This is a genomic window from Aeribacillus sp. FSL K6-8210, assembly GCF_037963925.1.
Classification (GTDB): Bacteria; Bacillota; Bacilli; order Bacillales; family Aeribacillaceae; genus Aeribacillus; species Aeribacillus composti.
In genome coordinates this window covers 1,391,708-1,409,384 of sequence record NZ_CP150172.1, presented here as the reverse complement: position 1 = coordinate 1,409,384, position 17,677 = coordinate 1,391,708, and the positions used below count along the sequence as shown (strand labels likewise).

Sequence of the window (17,677 nt, the reverse complement as noted above, 5' to 3'; positions counted from 1 at the left end):
ATGTGTTTTCTTTATTTTTCAACCGTTGCAACAAAAGGATTTGTTAATGTCCATTTCATAGGGTGGAAAATCGATTGATTTTTCTCATCGCTGCTTACCATTTGCTGGTATTTGTTTAAAAGCTTGTCCAGTTCTTGGCTCAGCTCAATCGTCTCTTTGCTGTTCATCCCGTTTACTTGAGCCATCTCAATCATTTTTTGCCTTTTTATTATGATTTCTATGAACAGCTTTTCTTTGCGCAGCTCTTCTTCCGTTGCCATTTCTCATATCCTCCTTCCAAATCTCGCGGTCTAAAGACACGCACTCGGTTATTATTACAGATTCTACTATTTTTGTAAATAGATTCGCAAATTTAGACAATATTTTTACACAAGTATTTGACAATCCTCTTTAATATTTACGTAAGGAGGATTGTCAAAACATTCATACAGTCATAAAAAGCTTATCCAAAAGCCTTTTTAAAAGAAAAAATTCGACTTCTTTTTTACTCGCTGACAACAGACCAAAGCTTATTGCCTCAATAACCGCTGCCGTTTTATAGGTCGAAGGACAATATTTGAGCAATGATAAGATGCTTGATTTCTATTTAAAATATTGTCGGAAATTTCTTTCCTTTCATTAAGAAAAGCTGCGCTTATTTCTATCATCACAATGACAAGCCTAAAAAACAGCGCAATTTTATCGGATTTTTACAGCTGTTCCAGTTGCTACAACCATCATCATCCCATCTCGTAATGTTTCAAAGTCAAGATCCACTCCAATCACAGCATTGGCGCCCAGATTTTTAGCTTTCGCTGTCATTTCTTCAATAGCTACTTCCCTTCCTTCTGAAAGCTTGCTTTCATATGCGCCGCTCCTGCCGCCGACAATATCCGTAATGCCTGCCAAAAAATCGCGGACAATGTTTGCCCCAAGAATGGTTGTACCGCTGACAATCCCCAAGTATTCTTCAATTTCCTTTCCTTGCAAAGAATTGGTTGTTGTAATAATCATGGATTTCCCTCCATTATTTATTTTTTTACTTTATTACGTTTGAAAAAACGTTTCGTTCCATTCCGATTCACAAATCATTCTACTTTTTCTCTAAATTGTAGTAAAATTGTAGTAAAAAGCGAAACCTTGCTTTCCGTTTGTTCGTAAATTTATTAAACAATGCTGACAGGGGTAGGATCATGAAATCGATATTCTTGTTTTTAATAAGAAGTTTTATTGCTGTTTGTTCGATGTCTGTTCTTTGGTTTGCCTTGTTTTTAGGATTTGACCAAGCTTTCATTCAATCGTCTTTGTATGCTGTTGCAGGCGGTATTATCGTCTATTATATCACCAAATGGCTGCAAAAAAGAAATTGGCTGAAGCAAAACGGATTGACAGCCAGTGAATACAAATATGTACAGGAAAATTTAAAGGAAGCAAGACAAAAAATTGCCCGACTGCAGCGCACCTTATTTAGAGCCCGATCGCTCGGAACGATTCAGCAGCTTGTCGAAGCAATCAGGCTTTCCAAACGTATATATCATGTCGTTGAAAAGGAGCCGAAACGCTTCTATCAAGGCGAATCATTCTTTTTCTATCATTTAGATTCTTGCGTGGAGCTTGCAGAAAAGTATACGTTTCTTTCCGCCCAGCCGATCCGCGATCAGAACGTTAAATCATCATTGGAAGAAACGAAACAGATGTTGAATCAAATTTGCGAATCATTGGAGAAAGATTTAATCACCGTTTTATCGAATGATATCGAACATCTTCAATTTGAATTAAATGTTGCGAAAAAACAAACAACGAAATGGAAAGATAGGTGATTACGTTGGAAGAAAAGAAAGAGTTGGATCTATTAGATGATCTATTAAAGGACCCATTTGGAGAAAAAGAAGATAAGCCCGCATCACCTTTAGCAGTCGGCGAAGAAGAACAGCCGAAAAAATTTATCGACATGCTCTCACAGGAGCATAAAGCAAAGGCTGCACAGCTGGCAGCTCAAATTGATTACAAAAACCGGCATTCGATCGTCCAATTTGGGGCTTCCGCTCAGCAAAAGCTCTCCAGTTTTTCCCACGAAATGCTGGACTATGTTCAAAAAAAGGATATCGGGCCTATAGGCGATATTTTAAAAGAGCTGATGAGCAAACTCGAACAAGTAAACCCGGAAGAATTAAAACCGGAAAAACGAAGCTTCTTCTCTCGTCTTTTCAAGAAAATATCTAGTTCGATCAATGAAATTTTATCCAAATACCAAAAAATCGGGGCACAAATTGAACGCATTACAGTCCGGCTGGAAAATTCAAAAAAAGCGCTGATGTCCGATATTCAATTGCTCGATCGTTTATATGAGCATAATAAGGAATACTTTCACGCGCTAAACATTTACATCGCTGCTGGTGAATTAAAATTGGAGGAGCTCCATACAAAAGTAATACCGGAATTGCAAAAAAAAGCGGAAGCAACTGGAGATCAAATGGCGGTTCAAGAAGTAAACGACATGCTTCAATTTGCTGATCGGTTGGAAAAACGGATCCATGATTTAAAGCTATCTAGGCAAATTACAATCCAAACGGCTCCGCAAATCCGGATGATTCAAAATATGAATCAAACATTAGCGGAAAAAATCCAATCCTCCATTTTGACGTCCATTCCTTTATGGAAAAACCAAATTGCGATCGCTCTCACCTTATATCGGCAAAAAGGAGCACTGGAGGCCCAAAAGCAAGTGACGAAAACAACGAACGAGCTGCTTTTGAAAAATGCAGAAATGCTGAAAGCAAACACAATTGAAACAGCCCGGGAAAATGAACGAGGCATCGTCGATATTGAAACGTTGAAAAAAACACAGGACGACCTAATTTCAACAATCGAAGAAACGCTCAGGATCCAACAGGAAGGACGTCTAAAAAGGCAGCAGGCTGAGCAAGAACTAATGCAGCTCGAGAAAGACTTAAAAACGAGACTATTGCAATTTAAACAAGAATAAAAAAGACAAACCGGGATGATTTTTATAGAGGAAAGATTTTACACATATACAGCTGTTGAGTGATTCGTCCAAGCTTTTTTAAATGCTCATGCAGAACCGGCACGGCATTTACATCGTAAAAACAGCAAATTTTTTAAAAACTCTGCGCAGGCATCGCAGAGTTTTTCATTTTGAAAGGTTCTATGATGCCCAATTTTTGCACTGCTCTAATTGCAGCAAAAAAGCTTTTTTATCCGTTTGATTGCCTGCATAGCCTACAAGCGCTCCGTTTTTGCCAATCACCCGATGGCAAGGAATTATGATCGGGATAGAATTCGCTTTATTGGCTTGGCCAACTGCCCGAACAGCTTTCGGATTTCCGATCCCATCTGCAACATATTGATAGCTTCTAGCTTCACCGTATGGAATGTTCATCAACTCTTTCCATACTTTTTGCTGAAATGAAGTGCCTTTTGGAAAAATGGGAAGGGAAAATATTTTTCGTTTCCTTTGAAAATATTCCTTAAGCTGTTTCGCAGCCTCTTCCAATAGATCCGTTTTATGTTCCACAACTTTTGAAGATGCCAGAAGCTCTGTAAGCTCCTGCTCGTCCATCAACAAAGAGACAATTCGATTCTTTTCCTCTATAATCCCGATCGTACCAATAGGGCTGTTCATTGTATGCAAAAAGTACATCCTACACACCTTCTTGACCATTGATAGGGAGCGAAATATAAAATGTCGTTCCATACCCTACTTTGCTTTTGACATCAATTTTCCCATTGTGCTCTTTAATTATTTTGTAGCTTACCATAAGACCTAGGCCTGTTCCCCGCTCTTTCGTTGTATAAAACGGCTCCCCAAGCCGCTTCAGTTTATTTTTTGGAATGCCTGGCCCTTCATCTTGAATGGAAATTTGAACCCGGTGATCATCTTCTTTTGTGATCGAAACATAAATATTTCCTCCATTTGGCATCACTTCGATTGCATTTTTTAATATGTTAATAAAAACTTGTTTTAATTGATTGGGTTCGCAAAATATATCCGGCACTTCCCCGTAGTCTAAATGAATTTGCACATTTACTAGAATAGCCTGTGCATTTAATAATTCTATCGTATCTTTCATGATTTTCACAATATTTTTTTGTTCAAATCGAACAGCTTGAGGCTTCGCCAAAATAAGAAATTCATCAATGATTGATTCAATTCGCTTCAGCTCAGAAGTAATGACATTGAAATACATGGAATAATCTTCTTTTATGCTTCCTTGCAGCAGCTGGATAAATCCTTTTAACGCTGTCATTGGATTGCGGATTTCATGGGCTATTCCGGCTGCCAATTCCCCAACAATATTGAGAGTGTCCGATTTTCTCAGCCGCTCTTCGATTTCTTTTCTTTCGGTGATATCGCGAAATATAACTAAATTCATATTTTCAATAATGTGGCGTTTAAATGAACATTCGAGAATTCTTTCCTGCTTATTTTTCACCGTAATCGCAAATTCTTTCGTCAACCCATCCATTTTCCAATCACTTTTAAAATGAATGGGAAAAAATCGGAATATGCAATCACGTCCAATTTGGTCTTGTGTTAATCCTAAAATTTGCATTGCAGCAGGATTGGCATCAACAATCACCCAATCATCATTAAACAGAAGGATGCCGTCCATCGCTCCGTTAAACACATTCCGAAATTTTTGTTCACTTTCACGCAATTCTTTTTCCATTCGTTTCCGGTCGCTGATATTTCGCAATATGGTCATATGGGTTTTTTCCTTCGGGTTGTATTTTGATGTGAATTCGAGCTGCTTCTTTTGTCCGTTCGGCATGTAAAACATTAATTCTTCCCGGATGGCACCAGATTTTAAATATTCATCTTTCACCTGCAAAAACTTTGGATCATTTGCATTGATAAATCGCATTAAATTGCTTTTCAACAGTTCATCAAAGGGGAGTTCAAATATGCGGCAAGCCCATTGATTCGCGCGTATAATATTTCCAAAATGATCCCAAATAAGGATGGCATCAAGAGCATTTTCAAAAATTTCTCTAAACCTTTCTTCACTCTTCAAAATTTGCTGTTCCATAAGCCTCTTCTCTGTAATATCGCGCAATATCGACATGTAAAATCCGTGTAAAATGTTTGACGTGGTCGTAAATTCAAAAATTTTTCGCGTTCCGTCTTTTAATCGGACAGGCATTTCTCCTTTCATTTTTCCTTTTTCAAACAATACTTCATAAAAATATTTTTTCATTTTCTCATCTTCGATAAAATCTGAAAATTTATAGTTTTTGAGTTCATCACTCGGAATGCAAAAGCTTGTACAAAATGATTGATTGGCATCTATAATAAATCCTTCGTAATCAAAAATGACAATGCCGTCAACAGCACGGTCAAATAAATCCGGAAACAGCTGTTCATTGATCGATCGTTCCTGTTCAAGAATTTTTTTCGAAGAAACATCCCGAAAAATAGCAAGATTGTATGTGCCGTAAATGTTCTCAATGATGCTGTATTCAACATATTTGATTCGGCCGTTTTCCAGTTTTAACATGAGTTCCGCATATTGCTGTTTTTCATGATCAGAAAAATTTTTTATAAATTCGTTTCCTGGCAGAGCTGCTACAAAATCATCTATCGACTTCTCTAGTATGACTTCTTTTTCCATTTCAAAAAGGCGGCATGCTGACTGATTTACTTGAAAAAACTTGCCGTGATGATCTAAAAGCACCATAGCATCTACTGATCGATCGAAAATTTCGTAATATTTTTTTAATTTTTCATTTTCTTGTTGCGCTTTTTTTAAACGCTTTGCCAACAAATCTTCTTCAATGGCTGCAATGTTTTGCTTCAAACTTCCCACCTCTCATTTTAACACTCTCAATATATTTACATTTTCTACAAATTACGTTAGAATCCTTCATGCACTGTCAATTTAGTCAATTCGATGTACCTTTCAGTACGACTGTTTACAAAATGTTGAATTTGTCTTATATTTTAAATCGAAACTTTTTTTGAAGGTGATAACATGAATGAGAGGAACAGCTACTTTGATAACGCCAAGTTTATATTAATTCTTCTTGTCGTGTTCGGCCATTTTATTCGATCGATGATTGAAGACAATTACATTATGATGAACATATACAAATTTATTTACACGTTTCATATGCCTGCGTTCATTTTAATTTCCGGCTTTTTTGCCAAAGGGTTTAACAAACAGGGATACGTTAAAAAAATAGCCAAAAAACTCATTTTGCCATATTTCATTTTTCATGGCATCTATACAGTTTATTATGTTTTGATTAAAGGCGACAATCTGCTCCATTCAATTGATCCTTTGAATCCGCACTGGTCCCTCTGGTTTTTAATAAGTTTGTTTTTCTGGAACGTCATGCTGATCCCGTTTTCTAAATTGAATAAATTGGTCGCTTTAGGACTTTCGTTCTTTATCGGTATTGCAGCTGGATATTTTGATTTCATCAGCAACTATTTGAGCTTGTCACGTACACTAGTCTTTTTTCCTATTTTTTTAATAGGTTTTTATTTAAAGAAAGAACATTTTGCCATGATGACGAAGCTGCCTGCAAGATCTTTAGGGGCAAGTGCTCTGTTGCTTACATTTGTGACGTATTTCTATTTGCCTTTTGAGTATGAGTGGCTGTTCGGTTCCATGCCTTATTCAGCTTTTGGCGAAACGGATATCTTTTCAGGGCTGGTGCGGCTCGGATTTTATTTTCTTACTTTGATTACGACGTTCGGATTTTTCTCGTTAATACCGAAAAAGCGTCAATTTTTCACTGAATGGGGCACAAGAACTTTTTACGTTTATTTATTGCACGGATTTATCATTCAATCGTTCAGAGACAGCGAACTTGAAAGCTGGCTTACAGAAATAGAAAGCATCACGGTATTCGCCATTGTTTCAATTGTCGTTACATTCTTGCTGTCGAGCCGCTTTGTCAAAACGATCGCACAGCCAATCATTGAACTTCGAGCGACAATGCTAAAAAAAATAGTAAAAGGCTTATAAGACCGGGGCTGACGCACACAGACAGTCACATCACATAAATAGAACGGCTTCTAATAGCTTTTCAGAAATAGGTCTTTTCTACAGTCCGAGATGCTGAAACAACAATCTAGAGTAGTTAGAGAAATAACTTCAAAGGCGTCGCAGTTCCTAAACTTTCTAACTTTAAAAACAAGTCATAAGTCAGAGGTCCTAGCGGGGTATGGAAAATTCGAACATTTGCCAAAAAAATCTGGCGAGGCCCCTCGATGGACTTCGCCAGATGTTCAATTTTTTAGTCAATCCATTCAGCAATCTTCAATAATGAGATAGGCTGTTTTAATTGGCCCATGTACGCCAACCACTAAGTTCATTTCAATATCCGCTGAATTGCTCGGTCCTGTAATAAAATTAATGCAGGAAGAAATCGTTTCGCCTTTTTCCACCATTTGATGAAATTTTCTGGCGGCCTGTGTCATTCTAGGGAGGATCGTGCTTTTCGGAATAATGGAAATATACGTTGTCGGCAAAAGGCTGACCGCCCTTCCTTTCCCTCCCCCATTCAACAAGACAACCGTTCCGGATTCAGCCAGTGTATAATCGCTGAACGTAATTCCGATATTTGCTCTTTCCGCAATTTGAATATTTTCTTTTCCAAGCTCAGGATCCCATATATGCACGTCTGTTCCTTCGTTTGGCAATTCCTCCAATAAAAAAGGCATCAGCCCGAATGCTTCAAACCGATGATCGTCCCACGTCACAATCGGACCGCCTCCATAAAAAGCAATCACCTCTTTCAGCGTATTTTTCAATGATTTGGAAGTCGTTCTGTATACATCGACATGAACATTTTTACATTGTTTTATAAATGCATCAACCAGTTCGTCGGAAGAATAACCAGCAAGTGTTTTTTCTTGAGGGTGAAATGACCAGCTGGGCCGTTCCACCCCTTCCTTCCGGGGATTTCGTCCTAACCTTTGAGCTATCATCTGCAAAAACGAATCTCGATTTTGAATCGTTCCGTTCATGAACGATCACCACTTTCTTTTTTACGATTGTGAAACCATTCGCGAAAGCTGTTTTTTTCCGGTGCCGGGAAATCACGTATGGACGTCCAATTTTTCAAAGGACCTGGTCCATTGGAAATTTTCCCGTCTTTCGAAAACGGTTTGAGGGCTGCTGGCGCCAGTTTTGTTCCCCACTGATACAGTTTTTGATTCGATGCTCCTATTCCAAATGCCTTCATCGCCAGCTTCTCGCTTATTGGCGCTCGTCCTTCCCGCTCGACAATTACTTGCCGATGCTTATGGAGAAGTTCATGAAGCGGAATTTTTACGGGGCATGCTTCCGTACAAGCGGCACATAGTGTGGAAGCATAAGGCAATTCCTTAAAATCATCATAACCACCAAAAAGCGGCGTCAATACAGCGCCAATCGGACCTGGGTAAATCGATCCGTACGAGTGGCCGCCTATATGCCGATATACAGGACAGACGTTAATGCACGCTGCACAACGAATGCATTGAAGAACAGGCTGGAATTCAGTTCCTAAAATTTTGCTTCGTCCGTTATCAACAATCACCAAATGGAATTCTTCCGGTCCGTCAACATCCTCTTTTTGTTTCGGACCAGTTAAAACCGTTATATAGCTCGTTAATTTTTGACCGACTGCACTCCTTGTCAAAAGACTGACAAGCACATCAAGTTCTTCGAATGTTGGAACTATTCTTTCCATCCCCATGACAGTTATTTGTGTTTTCGGAATGGTCGTCACCATGCGGGCATTTCCCTCATTTGTCACTAAACAAAACGATCCGGACTCGGCAATGGCAAAATTGCATCCTGTGATGCCGACATCCGCTGTTAAAAATTCCTCCCTAAGCATTTTTCTAGCATGGAGTGCAAGCTCCTCAGGCTTTTCTGTTTTCTCATACCCAAGTTTTCGCTGAAACACATCTCGAATTTGTTCCTTATTTTTATGCAGGGCTGGGGCTACAATGTGCGAAGGCGGATCATGATCATCAATCTGCAATATATATTCGCCTAGATCCGTTTCAATAACTTCACAGCCCGCTTCCTCCAAACATTGATTCATATGAATTTCTTCCGTCACCATCGATTTCGATTTGACAATTTTGCGAGCCTTTTTTTTCTTGATAACGCTTTGGATGTAATCGTTCGCTTCCTCCGCTGTTTGAGCAAAAAAAACATGTCCGCCCCTTTTTGCAACATTTTCGCTTAACTGGTGTAAATAATAGTCCAAATTTTCCAATGTATGCTTTCTGATTTGTTCACCGAGCGATCTCCATTCTTCCCAATTGCCAAGCTCTTCAGCAGCTTCCAGACGTCTTTTTCTCAGCCTTTCTTGAGCATCTTGGACTGCATTTCTCATAAAATCGTTTTCAATATTTTTTTGCACCCTTTGATCAAACGGCTGATCCGAAATTTTCATTGCCATCCTGCTTTCCCCCCTCCATTATTCGATACTGTTTAACACCTCAGCAATGTGCATGACCTTCACTTGTTTATTTTTCCTGCTTATTCTCCCCCCAATATTCATTAAGCAGCCGCAGTCTGCCCCGATTAAATAGTCGGCATCGGTTTCCTCAATATGCCGAACTTTTTCATCAACCATTTGTTCAGATATTTGTTCCATTTTGACGGAAAACGTTCCGCCAAAGCCGCAGCAATCATATGCATTTGGAAGCGGAACCAATTCAAGCCCCTTCACGTTTGCCAGCAATTTAAATGGTGCCTCCTGAACTCCAAGAAGACGGGTCATATGACATGATGTATGATAGGTTGCTTTTCCTTTTAATGTTGCGCCCACATCTTCCAAATTTAAAACATCTACAATAAACTGTGTTAATTCATACGTCTTATTTGCAAGCTTTTGCGCCTTTTCTTTCCAAACCGGATCTTCATCAAAAATGTGCGGATATTCCTTAAACATCGTGGCACATGATCCGGAAGGTGTGACAACATAATCGGCATGTTCAAAGGTGAGAATCATATTTTTCATCGCTTCTTTTGCCGCTTGAACATATCCGCTGTTATAGGCAGGCTGTCCGCAGCAAATTTGGCTTTCCGGAAATTCTACTTCGCATCCAAGTCTTTCTAAAAGCTCAACTGTTGCTTTGCCTACTGAACCGTTAAATACATCCACTAAACATGTGACAAATAATGAAACTTTCAATTTGCTCCCCCCGCCTTGTGAAACAGTTTCAACTAAGATGTAACCCTTTTCTTTTCACTTTATCGCTTTTTTTATCTTTAGTCAACAGGTCATCTGATGACTAGAAAGGAATATGCTTGCTTTATTCATAAAAAAAGCCGCCAACATCTTTGAGATGTCAGCAGCTATCCTTTGTCGAAGCGGGCCAAACGGGTTTCTCCCGAAAAATTTTTTATTGCCGCAAAAAACAACAGTTCTTTTGTCAGTTCAAGTCAGAGACGGCATGTGTAAAAACGCTTGCATCATATGTCAATTCCTAGTTAAAAAGACTCTGTTTTAGCCCCTGTTTTTATATGGGCTTTATGATGTTTTTTCAAAACCTTTTCAACATTTGTCAGGTGTGCGAGCATTAAATGCTGTGCTTCTTCCGCGTTTTGTTGTTCAATTGCTGTAAAGATGGCTTTATGCTCTTGAAAAATTCGTTCTGCGGTTACTTGCTCTGAATAAAGCCAAATTTTTCGTGTTTCCCGCATCGTTTCAACAATCATGTCGGCTACATTGTTCATTAAGCTTAATAAAATGGGGTTTTGCGTAGCGGCTGCGATCGCTTTATGAAACTTCCAATCCGCTTTTTCTCCTAATTCTTCATCGTTTATATGGATAAGCATTTCGTCAAGCGCAGCTTTCATATCATGGAGATTTTGCTCCGTCCGCTTTGCTGCAGCAGTAAATGCAGCACCGACTTCTAATATTTTTCTAACCTCTAATAAATGTTCAATATCTTTCATATTCATTAACGCCGCTGTCGAAAGAGAAAACGTGAATGACATGGGATCAAACTCTTTTACAAACGTTCCTTCCCCTTGTTTCATTTCAACAATCCCCATTGCTCTTAATGCGCTTAATGCTTCACGAATCGCTGCACGGCCGACTTGAAAATTTTCAGCAAGCTGATGAACGGATTCCAATTTTTCTCCAGGTTTTATTTCTCCTTTTTTAATCATATCTAAAAGGGCTTCCGCCACTTCTTCATAAAGCTTTCTCGGTTTGATTTGTTTATATTCCATTTGCTTCACCCCAAAGTTCAACTAAACAAAATGAAGTCCAAAATATCGGTACATTTATTTTACTGGAAAAGACTTATAAAAATCAAAGTGTTGGCGAAAAAATAACAGCGTCTAACCATAAACTTTTTCTTTTTTGACAACTTTTTTGGAAGGAATCATAGACCTGTGTCTCCGAAATCGCGCAAATGACTGAATGAAACTTCATCATAAAAAAAGAGAAATTTGTCTAAACTCTTAAACAATGCTTCATCCGTTACGAACGTCTAATATGTAACTCACTTTTACTGTACCAGTTAAAATGACAAAAACACTCGACGAATATGCTTTATAGCCGTAGACTTGTTAAGGTGATTGATAGAAACGGAAAAGAACGCGTACGAAAAACTTATCAAAAGGGTGAATCCCTGCTTCTTCTTATTTGAAAAGAATATGTTACAATAATGTAGAAAATCGCAACTTCTCAATATCCATTATGAAAAAGGTGTGGAAATATGAACATCATTGTCAGTTCATTAAATGCCAAATACATTCATATGAACTTGGCTATACGTTATTTAAAAGCATATGCCGAGCCTGAATTTCAAGTTCAAATGGCAGAATATACGATAAAAGATCCCGCGATGAACATTGTAACAGATTTGTTTCGAAAAAAACCGGACATAATCGGTTTTAGCTGTTACATATGGAACATTGCAGAAACAATCAAAGTGGCGAAAATACTGAAAAAAATAAAGCCGGAAACCATCATTGTCTTTGGTGGGCCTGAAGTATCCTATGATACGAAAGAATGGCTTGAAAAAATCCCAGAGATTGATTTTATTATCGTAGGAGAAGGGGAAGAAACGTTTAAGCAGTTTTTGCGGGAAGCACATGGAAACCAAGAATGGGAAAACGTGAGCGGTTTAGCTTTTCGAAAAGACGGAGCAGTCATTGTAAATCCGCAGAGGAACAAAATTGATCTGCGAATGATGCCGTCGCCTTTTCGATTTGAAGAAGATGTGCCACATCTTAGCAAACGGATTGTTTATATTGAAACGAGCCGCGGCTGCCCCTTCAACTGCCAATTTTGCTTATCTTCCATTGAGGTTGGGGTTCGTTATTTTGATCGGGAGAAAATCAAGGAAGATATTCGCTATTTAATGAAAAACGGTGCGAAAACAATTAAATTTGTCGACCGAACGTTTAACATCAGCCGGAAATATGCGATGGACATGTTTCAATTTTTAATTGATGAACATGTTCCGGGCGTCGTGTTCCAGTTCGAAATAACTGGCGACATTATGCGCCCGGAAGTGATTCAATTTTTAAATGACAACGCACCGAAAGGACTTTTCCGATTCGAGATCGGCGTTCAATCAACAAACGATTTCACAAACGAATTAGTGAAACGGAAGCAAAACTTCGCAAAACTGTCCAGAACGGTGACGATGATCAAACAAGGCGGAAAAATAGATCAGCACCTTGATTTAATTGCCGGACTTCCTGAAGAAGACTACAACTCTTTTCGCAAAACTTTTAACGATGTGTTTGCATTAAGACCTGAAGAACTGCAGCTTGGTTTTTTAAAATTGCTCAGAGGGACTGGTCTTCGAATTGGAGCTAAACATTTTGGCTACGTGTATATGGATGAACCGCCATACGAAATTTTAAGCAACAACGTTCTCTCTTTTGAAGATATTCTCAAAATTAAACAGGTGGAAGATGTTCTTGAGAAATTTTGGAACGACCATCGAATGGACGCGACAGTGGAATATTTAGTAGAAGAAGTGTTTGAGACGCCTTTTGATTTCTTTCAAGAATTTGGCGCCTACTGGGATGAACGCGGATGGGCAAGAATTGGTCATCAGCTCGAAGATTTGTTTCGAAGATTATTTTCGTTTATTCAAGAACGCAAACGAGAACATTTGCCAATTGTTGAAGGGTTTCTGAAATACGATTATTTGCGCAATCAGAAGCAAAAGCCGCGAAAGCCATGGTGGGATGAAAAGCTTAAAAAACAGGAGCAATCAGCAATCTATCAATTTGTCCTGTCCAATCCTGAAATGCTTGGAAAAACCTTTTTAAATCTGTCTCTTTCGGAAAAAGATTTATATAAGCATACGGTTTTAGAAATTCTTCCATTTAATCCTGAGCTGTATTTGCAAAAAAAGATATTAGTAAAAGAGCCGGCAATTTTGTTAGTTTATTACAACTATAGCGATCACCAGCCGCATATGTTTTCTTTTCCGTATACTTCGCTGAAAAAGGTGAGGGAAGCTTAACATCCCTCACCTTTTGTTTTTGTTTTTCTTTTGTTTTCTTCTAAAATATCGTAAATTTTCGCAGCATTAAAATCTCCCAGTTCATTGCCAAATTCCAAATCTTGTTTCACATCTTTTTTGTTCTTTACGTTTTTATTATGATCCATGTGCTTTCCCCTTTTTTGAATTTCGGTTAGCCCCTTTCATCGGGTCTTCATCTGTATAGGATGCTGAAAATTCTTTTTCAGGAAGGCTTTCTGTTGGTGTTTTGCTCGTTTTTTCTGCTTGATTATATGCTTGTTTCCTCTTCAATCTGCATCCTTTCTTTTTTATCTTTTTCAGAAACAAACCATTTATTCAGCTGTTTCTATAAAAGATGGAAAAAGGGATGTGCTTCCATATGGATGCCCGATCGTCAATGCTTAAGTTTTTTCTTGCTCCGCAAGGGTATTTTGTGCTTCTTTTATAACAGGTTAAGCGGCAATTTTGATGCTTTATACTTCAAGCTATTCGGCAATTTTGGACCGTTTTCTGTTTTGCAGCTAAAAAAAGTGATGATTTAGCACTTTGTTTGCATAAAAAAAGAACCGCTCTTATTTGGCGTAATTTCGTAAAACTGCCAAACAATGAAAGAAGCGATTCATGACAACACTGAAATTCGTTTATTCTATTCATCTTCGCAATGGATGGTTGACCTTTTTTACTTTCTAGCTTTGAAAATATTTTTTACTTTCGAAACCACGTAATGGCTTCCTCCGCGATCTTCAACACGTTCAATCATCATCGTTATTAAAAGATCTTTTTTATCCGCATCAACAGCAACAAACCAACCGTTTTCCTGACCTTTTTCTCCTTTTGCCGCTTTCAGCTCTGCCGTTCCTGTTTTTCCAGCCAGCTTCAATCCTGGAGTTCGAGGTTTATACGCCGTTCCGTTCGGATCCTCCACCACTTGAATCAAATCTTGAAAAATCAAATTCGCATGTTCCTTTGAAACAACATGGCTTTTCCAATTGGATGGTGTCTTCTCTTCTTCTTTTATTAATACGGGCTTAATCATGTTTCCGCCATTGATAAATACTGTAAAGGTGTATGATAAATGAAGAGGAGTGATTTGAATTTGTCCCTGTCCATATCCAGAATCGGCTAAAAGCACTTCATTATCCATACCGTTATTTGCAATTTTCGATGTTTCAACAGGAAACGGAAAATCAATTTTTTCATTAAATGCAAAGGACTCTAGTCCTTTTATAAATTTTTCGGCTCCAATATTTAAAGCAGCCTGAGCGAAGTAAATATTATCTGAATAGGCAAGAGCAGCGCGCAAATCAACTTGTGTTGCAGGGGATGGAACCCGCTTAATATAATAATTGCCCCAGCTCCCGTCTTTTTGCCAAGTATCTTTTGGAATGGAAATCTTTTTATTCGGATCAATCGTTCCGGTATTGAGCCCAATCGCTGCTGTGAGCGGCTTTAAAACAGAACCAGGTGTATACAAATTTTTGAACTTAGCCATAAACGGTTTATTCGGATCATCTTTTTTCTTCTTGTATTCCGTCAAAAAATCGTTCGGATCATAGGACGGCGCACTGACCATAGCCAGAGTTTCTCCGGTTTTTGGATTGATTGCGACACTTGCACCGGAATCAGTTGATAATTCTTTGTAAATATTTTGCTGAAGATCAGCATCAATTGTAAGGTAAATATCGTTTCCGTTCTCAGCTTCTTTTTTGGCGATCACTTCATCTGTTCCTTTTACTTTGATGATCCAGCCTGTCGTTCCGTGCAGCTCATCTTCAAAAACTTGCTCCAATCCAGCTGCGCCAATTTGCTCAGAAGAGCTGTACCCTTTTTCCTCATATTTCTCAAGCTCTTCTTTATACATTGACCGCAAATAGCCAGTCAAGTGGGCAGCGCTCTCGCCAAAAGGATACATTCTTCCCGTTACATTTTTTTTCTTAACGGAAGGAATGGCTAAAAGTTTGTTGACAAGCTCTGTATCAGCCGGATTTACGATTTTCAGCGGGACGAATGAGTCCTCCTTCACCCAGCCTTGGGATAATTTTTTCTCAATTTCCTCCTTGGAAACTTCAAGAAGCTTCGCTGTTTGTTCCAAAATGGTTTCTTTTTGCTCCTTCATTTCTCCCGGTACTACACCGATTTCAAACAACAGGCCATTGATGGCAAGTCCTTTTCCATTTCGGTCAAAAATCTCCCCTCTTTCCGGCGCGATCGGCTGGATGGAAATTTCTTCTCCTTCATCAAGCTGAGGAAAAATAAAGGAAGGATTCCATTCAATTCGCCAATCGTTTCCATTATCTGTTTCTTCTTTTTTTAAAACGGCTTTGTTTTCAAAGCTTATTTTCCCCGCTAATGTTTCCATTGAAACAGCAAATGGGAATGTAATATTTCCGTTTTTATCAGGCTTTATTTCTTCTTTCGGTTTCTTAAAGTCGATTTTCAGCTGTTTCACACCTGAATCTTGATAAATTTTTTCATAGCGGGAAACAAATTCGTCTTTTTTGATATTTTTTTTCACATTGGCAGTCAATTGGTCATACATTTCCGAAAAATTTTGGTCTCTCCAATTGGCAACAAAGTCTGCAAAACGATCCTCCGGCTTTGGATCTTTAGAACATCCCGAAAAAAGCACCAGCACGACAAAAACACTAAAAAAAAGCTTTCGAATCCGCACAAAAATTCCCCCTCTCCCCTATGATTTTATCACAATTCTTTTTTATCCAATAATTACCCGTTCTTTCGGATAATGATAATTGGCTTCCTTCCTCTGTTTTCCAATTAAAAAGATAAACGATAAAATGCCGATCCGACCAATAAACATCATGATCATGATTATGATTTTTCCGATCGGACTAAGTTCAGGTGTAATGCCAAGCGAAAGCCCTGTTGTTCCAAAGGCTGAACAAACTTCAAAGATAATTTCCATTAACGTAAACCGTTCTGTTGCAGATAATATGACAATCGAAGTTAAGCACAAAATAACAGAAACTGTCATAACGGCAATTGATTTTTTTATATCATCTGGGTGTATTTCCCGTTTAAATACTTTCACCGTGCTGGAACCTTTCGCAAAATGAAAGGCAACTAGCAAAATGACTGCAACGGTAGTCGTTCTGACACCGCCACCCACAGAGCTTGGCGAAGCACCTATAAACATAAATATGGACATAATCAGCAAAGTCGTCTCGCTGAACATGCTGACATCCATTGTATAAAGCCCTGTGCTCCTTGTGGTAGCTGATTGAAACAGAGCATAGAAGAAAGATTCGAGAAAACTTTTATCAGATAAATAATTGCTTGATTCTATTAGATAGATCAGGATTGTTCCAATAACGACCAATGCGAAAAATGTCACAGTTGTCAATTTTGTGTACAAGGAAAACCGGTATGTCCTTTTTGTTCCAATTGTCAAAATAAAGTTTTTTGTCTCAATCAAAACTGGAAATCCGATAGCTCCCAGCGTCATTAAAATAATATGAACCATTTGGACAAAATAATCATGTGCAAAAGGTACGAGCGACGAACCGCTTATATCAAAGCCGGCATTCGTTGTGGCGCTGATGGCAGAAAACATGCCATGCAAATAAGCTTCCTTCCATTCCGGAAAATATTTTAAATAATATGTGCCTAATATGATGGTGCCGATCAGTTCAATAATCAAAATCATCAACATAATTTGCCTCATTAAATTTACAATGCCGGACAAATTCAATTGATTTTGATCAACCATAATCAACTGACGTTCCCTTAAGCCTATTTTTTTGCCTAAAACGAGCCAAAACAATGTGCCCAACGTCATGATGCCGATGCCGCCAATTTGGAGAACAATCATTAAAATAAAAATCCCCGGAACGGTAAACGTATCAATAATTGAAACAGTTGTCAGCCCTGTTACACTTACTGCACTAACAGCAGTAAACAATGCATCCAAAAACGTCCATTCGGCATCCGGTTTGTGAACAAACGGCAAACTGAGCAAAATGACCGCAACTGTGATAGCTAAAAAATAAAAAATAGCAAGCATCTGAGCTGGTGATAGTGAAACTAATCGATTACGAATATTTACTAGCATCCTTGTTCAATCCTTTTTTTTACTGCTCATACTATCATAAAGAAAGTACAAGTTTTTTTAAAGAGGTTTTTCCAATTTTGATCATCGAAACTGAAAAATTTGTTATTGTGTCAATTTCTACAAATTCATACTCAAGAAAAATTTATCTGAACTTA

The 17,677-nt window shown here is 38.4% G+C and carries 16 protein-coding genes; 4 read left to right on the top strand and 12 right to left on the bottom strand.

From position 1 onward, the window contains the following. Positions 1 to 11: 11 nt before the first annotated feature. Both NSQ41_RS06855 and NSQ41_RS06850 read right to left on the bottom strand, forming a co-directional pair. Positions 12 to 260, bottom strand: coding sequence for an aspartyl-phosphate phosphatase Spo0E family protein (locus NSQ41_RS06855; RefSeq protein ID WP_063389366.1), 249 nt, complete (start codon positions 258 to 260; stop codon positions 12 to 14). Between the two features lie 418 nt (positions 261 to 678). After that, the gene (locus NSQ41_RS06850) at positions 679 to 993 is read right to left on the bottom strand and encodes a YbjQ family protein (RefSeq protein ID WP_094245531.1); all 315 of its coding nucleotides are present in this window, start codon (positions 991 to 993) and stop codon (positions 679 to 681) included. Positions 994 to 1,172: 179 nt separating this feature from the next. On the opposite strand from NSQ41_RS06850, the gene NSQ41_RS06845 reads away from it, so the two are divergent. Together NSQ41_RS06845 and NSQ41_RS06840 are read left to right on the top strand one after the other, a co-directional pair. Continuing rightward, positions 1,173 to 1,799 (top strand): 5-bromo-4-chloroindolyl phosphate hydrolysis family protein, encoded by a 627-nt coding sequence (locus NSQ41_RS06845; protein ID WP_339199583.1) that lies wholly within the window; start codon positions 1,173 to 1,175, stop codon positions 1,797 to 1,799. Between the two features lie 5 nt (positions 1,800 to 1,804). Next, entirely contained in the window at positions 1,805 to 2,965 is a 1,161-nt protein-coding gene (locus NSQ41_RS06840) for a toxic anion resistance protein (protein WP_339199581.1), read from the top strand. 180 nt (positions 2,966 to 3,145) lie between these two features. On the opposite strand, the gene NSQ41_RS06835 is transcribed toward NSQ41_RS06840, so the two are convergent. Both NSQ41_RS06835 and NSQ41_RS06830 read right to left on the bottom strand, forming a co-directional pair. Then, the gene (locus NSQ41_RS06835; RefSeq protein ID WP_339211286.1) at positions 3,146 to 3,640 is read right to left on the bottom strand and encodes a methylated-DNA--[protein]-cysteine S-methyltransferase; all 495 of its coding nucleotides are present in this window, start codon (positions 3,638 to 3,640) and stop codon (positions 3,146 to 3,148) included. Between the two features lies 1 nt (position 3,641). Continuing rightward, on the bottom strand, positions 3,642 to 5,798 hold the full coding sequence (locus NSQ41_RS06830; RefSeq protein WP_339199578.1) for a PAS domain S-box protein: 2,157 nt from the start codon (positions 5,796 to 5,798) through the stop codon (positions 3,642 to 3,644). 174 nt (positions 5,799 to 5,972) lie between these two features. Here NSQ41_RS06830 and NSQ41_RS06825 point away from each other — a divergent pair, with 174 nt between their 5' ends. Continuing rightward, positions 5,973 to 6,974, top strand: coding sequence for an acyltransferase family protein (locus tag NSQ41_RS06825; RefSeq protein ID WP_066247926.1), 1,002 nt, complete (start codon positions 5,973 to 5,975; stop codon positions 6,972 to 6,974). 284 nt (positions 6,975 to 7,258) lie between these two features. On the opposite strand, the gene NSQ41_RS06820 is transcribed toward NSQ41_RS06825, so the two are convergent. From NSQ41_RS06820 to NSQ41_RS06805, 4 genes are all read right to left on the bottom strand, one after another. Next, complete coding sequence (locus NSQ41_RS06820) at positions 7,259 to 7,978, bottom strand: lactate utilization protein C (protein ID WP_339199575.1); 720 nt, start codon at positions 7,976 to 7,978, stop codon at positions 7,259 to 7,261. After that, positions 7,975 to 9,408 (bottom strand): LutB/LldF family L-lactate oxidation iron-sulfur protein, encoded by a 1,434-nt coding sequence (locus tag NSQ41_RS06815; RefSeq protein WP_063389373.1) that lies wholly within the window; start codon positions 9,406 to 9,408, stop codon positions 7,975 to 7,977. Before NSQ41_RS06815 ends, NSQ41_RS06820 begins: the two co-directional genes overlap by 4 nt. An 18-nt stretch (positions 9,409 to 9,426) precedes the next feature. Then, a complete protein-coding gene (locus tag NSQ41_RS06810) occupies positions 9,427 to 10,146 on the bottom strand; it encodes a (Fe-S)-binding protein (protein WP_063389374.1) in 720 nt (239 codons plus the stop codon). 299 nt (positions 10,147 to 10,445) lie between these two features. Continuing rightward, the gene (locus tag NSQ41_RS06805; RefSeq protein WP_063389375.1) at positions 10,446 to 11,192 is read right to left on the bottom strand and encodes a FadR/GntR family transcriptional regulator; all 747 of its coding nucleotides are present in this window, start codon (positions 11,190 to 11,192) and stop codon (positions 10,446 to 10,448) included. Positions 11,193 to 11,683: 491 nt separating this feature from the next. Here NSQ41_RS06805 and NSQ41_RS06800 point away from each other — a divergent pair, with 491 nt between their 5' ends. Further along, complete coding sequence (locus NSQ41_RS06800; protein ID WP_339211284.1) at positions 11,684 to 13,453, top strand: DUF4080 domain-containing protein; 1,770 nt, start codon at positions 11,684 to 11,686, stop codon at positions 13,451 to 13,453. Here the strand turns inward: NSQ41_RS06800 and NSQ41_RS06795 are convergent. The 4 genes from NSQ41_RS06795 to NSQ41_RS06780 form a co-directional block, all read right to left on the bottom strand. After that, a complete protein-coding gene (locus NSQ41_RS06795; RefSeq protein WP_165381907.1) occupies positions 13,450 to 13,599 on the bottom strand; it encodes a hypothetical protein in 150 nt (49 codons plus the stop codon). The two genes, NSQ41_RS06800 and NSQ41_RS06795, sit on opposite strands and share 4 nt — an antisense overlap. Then, positions 13,589 to 13,744: a hypothetical protein gene (locus tag NSQ41_RS06790; RefSeq protein WP_094245525.1), complete on the bottom strand. Its 156-nt coding sequence runs from the start codon at positions 13,742 to 13,744 to the stop codon at positions 13,589 to 13,591. The genes NSQ41_RS06795 and NSQ41_RS06790 overlap by 11 nt, the downstream gene beginning before the upstream one ends. 388 nt (positions 13,745 to 14,132) lie before the next feature. Further along, entirely contained in the window at positions 14,133 to 16,118 is a 1,986-nt protein-coding gene (locus tag NSQ41_RS06785; protein ID WP_339211601.1) for a penicillin-binding transpeptidase domain-containing protein, read from the bottom strand. A 48-nt stretch (positions 16,119 to 16,166) separates the two neighbouring features. Then, a complete protein-coding gene (locus NSQ41_RS06780) occupies positions 16,167 to 17,522 on the bottom strand; it encodes a TrkH family potassium uptake protein (RefSeq protein WP_339199565.1) in 1,356 nt (451 codons plus the stop codon). Between the last annotated feature and the right edge of the window lie 155 nt (positions 17,523 to 17,677).